The sequence below is a fragment of the Azospirillum himalayense genome (assembly GCF_042657465.1).
GTDB classification, from domain to species: Bacteria; Pseudomonadota; Alphaproteobacteria; order Azospirillales; family Azospirillaceae; genus Azospirillum; species Azospirillum himalayense.
Genome location: NZ_JBHSLC010000115.1, coordinates 60,592 through 67,282 on the forward strand (window position 1 = coordinate 60,592; position 6,691 = coordinate 67,282).

General features: G+C 64.8%; 7 protein-coding genes and 1 pseudogene. 1 reads left to right on the forward strand and 7 read right to left on the reverse strand.

Annotation, left to right across the window (positions count from 1 at the left end; genetic code table 11):
• Positions 1–28: 28 nt before the first annotated feature.
• Positions 29–814 carry a 3-hydroxybutyrate dehydrogenase gene (locus ACFPMG_RS31415; RefSeq protein ID WP_376999605.1) on the forward strand — a complete coding sequence of 262 codons (786 nt, stop codon included), beginning with the start codon at positions 29–31 and terminating at the stop codon, positions 812–814.
• 145 nt (positions 815–959) lie between these two features.
• On the opposite strand, the gene ACFPMG_RS31420 is transcribed toward ACFPMG_RS31415, so the two are convergent.
• From ACFPMG_RS31420 to ACFPMG_RS31450, 7 genes and pseudogenes are all read right to left on the reverse strand, one after another.
• Complete coding sequence (locus ACFPMG_RS31420) at positions 960–1,232, reverse strand: ribbon-helix-helix domain-containing protein (RefSeq protein ID WP_376999607.1); 273 nt, start codon at positions 1,230–1,232, stop codon at positions 960–962.
• 540 nt (positions 1,233–1,772) lie between these two features.
• Positions 1,773–3,011 carry a tyrosine-type recombinase/integrase gene (locus ACFPMG_RS31425; protein ID WP_376999609.1) on the reverse strand — a complete coding sequence of 413 codons (1,239 nt, stop codon included), beginning with the start codon at positions 3,009–3,011 and terminating at the stop codon, positions 1,773–1,775.
• 69 nt (positions 3,012–3,080) lie between these two features.
• A complete protein-coding gene (locus ACFPMG_RS31430; RefSeq protein WP_376999611.1) occupies positions 3,081–3,467 on the reverse strand; it encodes a MerR family transcriptional regulator in 387 nt (128 codons plus the stop codon).
• Positions 3,460–4,041, reverse strand: coding sequence for a Rha family transcriptional regulator (locus tag ACFPMG_RS31435; protein ID WP_376999613.1), 582 nt, complete (start codon positions 4,039–4,041; stop codon positions 3,460–3,462). Before ACFPMG_RS31435 ends, ACFPMG_RS31430 begins: the two co-directional genes overlap by 8 nt.
• Before the next feature lie 59 nt (positions 4,042–4,100).
• Positions 4,101–4,724, reverse strand: coding sequence for a hypothetical protein (locus tag ACFPMG_RS31440; RefSeq protein WP_376999615.1), 624 nt, complete (start codon positions 4,722–4,724; stop codon positions 4,101–4,103).
• Positions 4,725–4,819: 95 nt separating this feature from the next.
• The gene (locus tag ACFPMG_RS31445) at positions 4,820–5,257 is read right to left on the reverse strand and encodes a hypothetical protein (protein ID WP_376999617.1); all 438 of its coding nucleotides are present in this window, start codon (positions 5,255–5,257) and stop codon (positions 4,820–4,822) included.
• A gap of 238 nt (positions 5,258–5,495) precedes the next feature.
• Positions 5,496–6,691, reverse strand: a pseudogene (locus ACFPMG_RS31450) (hypothetical protein); the annotation flags it as partial.

Consider the following 6,691-nt stretch of genomic DNA (forward strand, 5'->3'; position numbering starts at 1 on the left):
GAACCAACAAGACAACAGAGGATAAGCCATGACCTTGACTCAGAAGGTCGCGGTGGTCACCGGCTCGACCAGCGGGATCGGCTTGGGCATCGCGCGGGCGCTGGCCGGAGCCGGGGCGGACGTGGTGCTGAACGGGTTCGGCGAGGCCGCCGCCATCGAGGAGCTGCGCGCCGGTCTGGCGGCGGAATTCGGCGTGCGCGTCGGCTACCACGGTGCCGACCTGTCCAAACCGGCGGAGATCGCCGCGCTGATCGGCCACGCGGAGGAGACTTTCGGCTCCGTCGATGTGCTGGTGAACAACGCCGGCATCCAGCACGTCGCCCCGGTGGAGGAGTTTCCGACCGACCGCTGGGACGCGGTGATCGCGCTCAACCTGTCCGCGGTCTTCCACGGCACCCACCATGCCTTGCCGGGCATGAAGCGGCGCGGCTGGGGGCGCATCCTGAACATCGCCTCGGTGCATGGTCACGTCGCGTCGGTCAACAAGGCGGCCTACGTCGCGGCCAAGCACGGCGTGGTCGGGCTGACCAAGACGGTGGCGCTGGAGACGGCGGGGACTGGTGTCACCTGCAACGCCATCTGTCCGGGCTGGGTGCTGACTCCGCTGGTGCAGAAGCAAATCGACGCGATCGCCTCGACCAAGAACATCCCGGAGCCGCAGGCAAAGGCGGAACTGCTCGGCGCCAAGCAGCCCTCCGGCGCCTTCGTGACGCCGGACGAGTTGGGCGGGCTGGCGGTCTATCTGTGCTCCGACTCGGCGGCCCAGATGACCGGTGCCAGCCTGTTGATGGATGGCGGCTGGACCGCGCAGTAAGAGCGTTTGGTGGAATGGGGGCGGCGGTCGGGAGAGGCATCCTGCACTCCTCCCGACCGCCGCCCTGTGGACGCTGATCAATCCATTGCGCCAGCCCGACCTGACCAAAGTGAAGGCTGGATTGCCCCAGCCGCACAACCGCGCGCTACTCCGCCGCGACCGCCAGAGGGTTGTAGGAGCTTTCCTGCCGTTTCGGCGTGGCCGCCCTGAAATAGTCCAGCACGTAGACCCGTACGGCGCTGGACAGGTTGCTCGCATCCACGACGTCCACCCGCTCGGCGAGCCGGTTGCACAACTCGCCCAAGGTCAGGCTTTCCTTCTGCGCGATTTCTTCCAACCCCTCCCAGAACGCGGCCTCCAGCCGCATGCTGGTGCGCTTTCCGGCGACATAGACGTTCCTGAGCTTCTTCGATGACATGGCATGCCCGCTGCGCGACACGTTGCACTCTTATGTGTGAACGGTCGCGGAGTTTTGGCCGAAAAGCATGTGATGAACTTCACATGAAATGCGCAGGGTCATGCGGGAAAGCCATAAGGTCACAGCGGCACGCGCTAGGAATATCGGGTCGTGACACCGCGAGATGGGTGTCTTCCTCCTGTTCCCTGTTGACGCCGGCATATGAGGGGCAGGGCAGACCAAGCTCACACCTGCGTTCGCCGTGTTCAAACTGTCATCCCGCACCCTGAGCGGAAACCCCACCTGAGGCTGTCGCCGTGTCGCGTTCACGCTGCAAGGATTTTGGGCAAATCTTGAGAAGGAGAGATGCTTCGCTGAACCGGCCTGCCGCGCCAGCAATGCAAACCCCGCCGTTGGGCGGGGTCAAGTACCTGAATTCTTAGCGAATTAGGTGGCTGGGGCGCCAGGATTCGAACCTGGGAATGGCGGTACCAAAATCTGCCAAACCCTATTGATTCAATTAACAAATTTGCCTTTGTGTGCACACCATGTGCACATGGCTTATCGCCGTCCGAACACGCTGCTTTCGAAGGCCGCCATAGCGTCCGCGTTGTCGTGCTTCCGGTCGAACAGATGGCCGTAGAGGTCGAACGTCATGGTGATCGTGCTGTGGCCCATGACCGCCTGCACCCGCTTGGCGTTCCAGCCCAGGTCGATGAACATGCTGGCCGCGAAATGGCGCAGATCATGGAACCCATAACGGACCTCTGGGAGGGGAATGCGGCGCTTCTTCCCATCCTTCGCCTCGATCGCCGGACGCGTCTTTGACCAACCGCAGGCGACCTGAACCGGCACCATGCACTGCTTCCGAGCCACATTGTAGTGCATCGGCTTCTTGTCCCAGAACGGGAACACCAGATCCAGTTCGGTGGGTGGGCACGCCATCTTCCACTCTTTCAGGACCCGGACAGCCATGGGTGGGATCGGCACCTCTCGGCGACCCGTCTTGGACTTCACCGGCCCGAGGTCCCGTTTGAAGTTGACCCGACGCCGGACTTTCACGAGGCCAGCCCGAAAGTCGATGTTGGCCCAGGCCAGCCCAAGAACCTCCGATATGCGCAAGCCGGTGAACGCCGCCACGGTCAGCAGGGGGTACCATGGCGTAGGCCGGCGCACCATCTCGCCGTCGTCGCCCTCCACCTCCATAACCAGCGGCCACATCCGCTCCGCCGCGCAAAGCATGTCGCCTATCTCATCCGGAGACGGGATGCGGTCAATGGAATCGGTTTCGTTCTCCCCATCGAAGTCCTCGGCGCGCCGGCTCTCGACCCGGATGCCGGTAGCGACGTTCTGAGCAAGGAGACCCCGCATCATCGCGTCCTTCAGGATCGCCCCGAGGGCGGAGACGACCTTACGAGCGGTGACGCGGGAGCGCTTCTCGACCATGGTTGTTTTGAAGGCGACAACCTGGGGGCGGCTCAGCCGGGAGAGCTTCACCGAGCCGAGAGACGGCTTGATGTGGTTTTTGACAAACTCCCGGTATCCCTTCAATGTCGATGCCTGGAGCGATTCCCCTTCGCAGGTCTGTAGCCAGAGGTCAGCAGCTTCGGCCACGGTGATGGACGTGGCGTCCGGCGTATGGGTGCCGGTCACCATTTCGCCGCGAGTGCGGGTCTCGAACGCTTCCGCCTCTTTCTTCGTTCGGAACTGTCGGGATCGTTGCTGTCCGCCCTGATCCCGATAGCGGACCTGCCAGCGAGTTTCCCCGCTGGGCAAAGTCCGCTTCGTCACGGATGCCATAGATCACCCCGTGTGATAGTTGCGGAAGGTTCAGAGTGCCACGCTTTTTCGAAATGGCAACGTGGCGCGTCACCGATCAGAGGAGGTGCCGCTTTCCTCCTGCTGCTTGATCCATTCCAGCACGGTGGACTTCCGCGCGCACACCTTGTCGCCCAGGCGAAAGGCAGGGAAACGCCCGTTCTGAACGAGGTGATAGACCTTGCGCTTGTCCGCCGCGTCGCCATAGACGAACTCGGCAATGGCGTCGGCCCCTTCGAGAAGGTCTTCACCGATGGTGCGGACCAGGGCCGAGGGCATGACCGCGGCGAGACGGCTGGCCAACTCCAGCGCCAAGATGTCGGCGAGATCAGAACCGACGGTGCTGGCGAGCGGGAGGCCACCGGATGTGGGCTGTACCCGCATGGTGGCGCGGGCAACGTCGAGACACAGTTCCGTCGCGGGGGTCGCTTTATGCATCGCCGTCACTCCCGCTGCCGTCGTCCTTATCGTCGTCATCACGCCCATCGAACAATTCGCCCTGATCGAAGGCATCGCCCATATCGACCTTGAAGCCGTGCTCACCATAGACCCGGCTCGCGTTACGGGCGATTGATCGAGTGCCACCGGCCTTTCCGATCAGCATCAGCGCATTATTTGCTGCGCGGCGCGCATTTGTTTTGGCGTTCGCCTCCATAACTCGCATTCGCCGGGCCGCGAGCGACTCTTTGCTGTTAAGGCCCCGCTCGTAGGCGTCGAACTTCTCAATAATTTCGATGGTGATCTCGGTCGCCTCCGCTGTTTCCGCCTTGGCCGTGATGAAGATGGCCTGTTTGCGGTTCAGGTAGTAGGCGTTGGTTTCCTTGCCGCCTTGCGCAGGGCGATACCCCACCGTGGGGCATCGCCCCATCTTGAGCAGCGCCTCCATCCATCGCTCGATCAGCTCACGAATTTTATTCGGGCGGACGAACCCCAGCCTTTCCCCGAGGTCAATATCCCGAATGCGGGTTTCACCCTCGACTGTGGTCGGGGTCAGTGAGTCACCGTTCTTCATCGGTCGGTTCCTATGAATTTGAATGTTGGGTTATCGAATTCCACGCGGGCAGCAGGCGGTCAGCCAATCGCCACCTCCCGAGCCTCCAGCTTGTCGATGTTCGCTTGGTGGACGCGGAAGGTGAGGGCGACCACCCAGGGGTTGGCGGCCCATGCGCCGGCGCCGTGGAGGCTGGTCCAGAGGGTTTGAAAGCTCCTGCGCGGATCGCTGAAATAGCGACGCGACGTGTCTCCCAGCTTGTCGCCATAATCGCGCCACCCGCTCATCCCGCGCGGTCGCGGCGAGCACATCTCGATGCCTTCAGCGATGGCATCCGCCTCGCTGATGTCCTGGAGCCGCTCGACCCGCACCTGCTCCACCACCAGCGTGAGCCGGCTGGCCCAGCGGGGCATGTGGATGGAGGGGATGGAGCGCCACACGAAATTACCGGACCCGGCCGGCTTCGTCTCATTGGCCATCATCCGGACGCTGCTGGTGCCCACCCACTTCGAGCCAATCTCTCCGGTTTCGTCCTCTGTGCGCACCCAGGTGCCGTTTTGCCAGGTGTTCTCCCGAACCCACAGCCGGTCGCCCGGCTGCACCTTGGCGAGCGGCGACGTGGCAAGGCGGCGCGTCTGCGTCTTCCGGCCGTCGAGGAGCGCCCGAACCATCGGCGCGCTGAAGATGATCGGGACGTCACGCATCGGCGGGCTCCATGCGCTCGGCGCCGTCCCGGACGTAGCCCTGGCGGTCTTCTTCGTCGTCCCAGATGCCATCGATATCGGGCATGGATTTCTCCTCAGACCGCAGAGACGGTGGACTGCGAGGGCAAGGTGGAAGATCCAGCCGCCGCCAGCCGCTCGATCACGTCCGGGCTCGTCCATCGAGGCACGTTGTCGGGATGGGTCAGACCGTGGCTCTTCAGGACGATGCGAATGGCCCTCATGGCTTCAGGCGTCGGCTGGCCGCTGTATTCGGTGAAGCTCCAGTTCCACATGTTCTTGACCGCGGTCGCGGCGCGCCGGGGAGCTTCCGGCACCGGGGCGCCGCCCAGCGACGCGCCGCTCGGCAGGTGGGTCAGCTTGTGCTGACCAGTGGCTTCGTCGTGGTGGACGCCGAAGAAGCCGCGGGCCTTCCCGCTGACGGTGATCCACCCCTTCGTGGTGATGATGCGGTACTCGGCATCGGTCCAGGTGCGATGGCCGATAGCGTCCGAGTTCAGGGGCTTGGTGTTCATGTCGAACTCCTTACGCCTTGGGGGCGCCGATCAGAGCGCGCGGGCGCGATCCGGAGGGGAGGTTGCCCGTCGAGATGCCGGATCGGTCACGGGCGGCAGCCAGCAGTTCACGTCGCCGCTGCGGGGTGATCCGGCCGGCTGCGAACGCCCGGTCGATTCGGGTGCGTAGGGCCTGGAAGGCGTCGATGCGCTGGTGGAGCGGGGACGCGGGCGGGTGAGGGCTGTGGGCCATGGCCGGTTACTCCGCCGCGATCTGGCGAGACGGGGCATGGAGCGCATGCACCGCGTTCGTCCGGGCGAGCAGCATGGCCATGCGCTTGGGGACGGAGTTCCCCACCAGCCGCATCGCCTCCGTCTTGGTGAGCGGTCGGGTAACCATCTCCGGCTTGCCGTCCGGGCCGATGACGATGTTGCCCTTGCGATCACGCTTGTAGACGGTGATCAGGTCGGGCATCCGCAGCTCATGGGCAGCAGCGGCTTCCCGCGGCAGCAGCATCCGCATGCCGATGTCGACCACGATCCAGGGTCCGAAGGTCACGAACTCCCGATCATCCCAGACGCCATGGGCGCGAAGGAAGGCGGCGACCTGCCTGGCGCGCGCCAGCTTCTCAGGCGGCAGGGGCGGAGCCGTGACGTCGGCGCCGTGAACGGCGAAGCGATCCACCGTGGGCAGCGTGTTCAGGGCCGCGTCCACGGGCTGGTGCTGCCCGCCTGTGCCATAATACTCGGACAGGTAGGCCGCGGTGACCTGATGATGGGAACCGCCGCGGTCCCCGCCCGAAGTCTGGGCCGAGATGGGCGCCCCGGCATCCTGGGGCACGCCGGTTCCGCGCTGGTGGACAAGGTACGCCCCGGCAACCTGCTGGTGGCTGACAGTCGTGGTCATGGCGCTGATCGGTTGGCTGATACTGTGCCCGTTGTGGACGTCGCTTTCGCCGTTCGGTTTGGTGTGGTTGTTGTGCTGGACCATCCAGGCGCCGACGACGGCGTGCTTCGCCGCGCCCGCGACCTGTGTGCCGATGGCATCCTCCACGTTCAGCGCCCGCGGGGCCTGCCCATCGCGCTCGCCGTAGCCGGTCTGGACGAGGGCAGCGCCGATCACGGCGGAATGCTCCTTGGCGGTCTGCGCCGCCAGCGGATCGTCCGCCGGGCGGCCGACATCACGGGTGTTGTGCTGCTCCAGGAAGGCGCCGACCACGCCGAACCGGGCAGCGCCGGCCATCATCGTGTCGGTGGGTGCGTCGGCAGGCTGTCCGGGGCTGTTCTCCTGGAACTTCGTCAGGTGGGCAGCCACCACGAAGTCCCGGTTACCGGTCGTGAGCGCGGGCACGGCATCGTCCACCGCCGCCCCGACGTTGTTGGTGTTGTTGGTCATGATGGAGGGGGCGAGCGTGGCCCCGACGATCCCGAAGCGGTTCTCGGTGGTGTTGGTCG